Origin of the sequence: Okeania sp. SIO2C9, assembly GCF_010672455.1 — a bacterium.
In the GTDB taxonomy this organism is placed as follows: domain Bacteria; phylum Cyanobacteriota; class Cyanobacteriia; order Cyanobacteriales; family Microcoleaceae; genus Okeania.
The window spans coordinates 1-1,115 of record NZ_JAAHGO010000284.1 but is presented as its reverse complement, the minus strand read 5'-3'; the positions used below and the strand labels follow the sequence as shown (position 1 = coordinate 1,115).

General features: G+C 35.7%; 1 protein-coding gene and 1 pseudogene. Both read right to left on the bottom strand.

Annotated features, from left to right (window positions below; translation table 11 throughout):
• Positions 1 to 664, bottom strand: a 664-nt coding sequence (locus tag F6K23_RS41055; protein WP_293167030.1) for a PIN domain-containing protein, incomplete at its 3' end; no start/stop codon positions are given.
• 213 nt (positions 665 to 877) lie between these two features.
• Positions 878 to 1,115, bottom strand: a pseudogene (locus tag F6K23_RS41050) (flotillin family protein); the annotation flags it as partial.

The following is a 1,115-nucleotide window of genomic DNA, read 5'->3' as shown; positions in this document are numbered from 1 at the left end:
TACAGATGTCATCAGCATCTTGAAGTTGAAATAGCCCTAAAGATTCTGCAAAATCATCAATAGCAACAAGACTTTCGGAATCCTGGCAAAAGTTTTTCCAGTCTTGATCAGACGTTACAACAATAATCTTGGTTTGGTTTTTATTCGCCCATCTCTCCAAAGACATCAAAGCAATAGCATCAGGAAATTCATTTTTCTTTTTACCTGTTTCCGAGAATGGCGGCTTGGCTTTAAAGTACCTTTGTATTAAATCACTAACCATTACATAGTCTTGGGCTTCAACTATTTCTAGAGATGTAAGCTTTACAAACTGACTAAATCGCTCAGACGCAATTTCCTGTGCTTTACGCTCATAACAAAGTAACTTTTTTATATCTTCAAGATGCTGAGGCTCAACGCGCAAATGCTCCTTGGCTTGTTTCAGAGACTTTTCAATTAACTTTTGTGCCTCTTTCACTTTCATTGTAAGGTGTGATAATACTTCCTCCCTAACTACTTCAGAAAGAATCAGTCTTGTAGAATTATCTTGAAACTGTTCTAACTGCCTTAGCAATCCTGACTCCAGTTTCAAACCTTGTGCATCAAAAATCGAGGTATCTAAGGTGAGAGCTCCAAACTGTCCTTCTCTAACAATTTTTTTAAGTTTCTCTAGCTCGATATCCATAACTTTTACTAGGCTTCAATGAGATTAAATTTTGCTCTAGTAAAGTCTAAGGGGACATGCTTAAAACTATCAAGTAGTTCAATCTTGAGAACCATTAGAATGACATTATTTACTTATATCGTAAAGCTGCTGCCTTCAGCTATAAGCAGATGGAATTCATTGTAATTGACGTAAGTCTCAAAACTAAGATTTCAATTAACCCTCTAAAATTTATTAATCTTCATTAATCCAAGCCTCAATCATCTTAGTAGGAATTTTAATTACAGGGTGATAAAATATCTCCTTTAAAACCTCTTGACCTCCCACCTCCAAAGCCTTCCTTAAGCGACTTTTTAACTTCGGATAATTCTGAATAATTCGCTTAATATTATGTTGAGCTTGGCGAGTAGTTTCTTCATTTTGAGCCAGTTTATCAAGAAATGGCTTAACTTCTTGTCGCAAGGATTGTTCA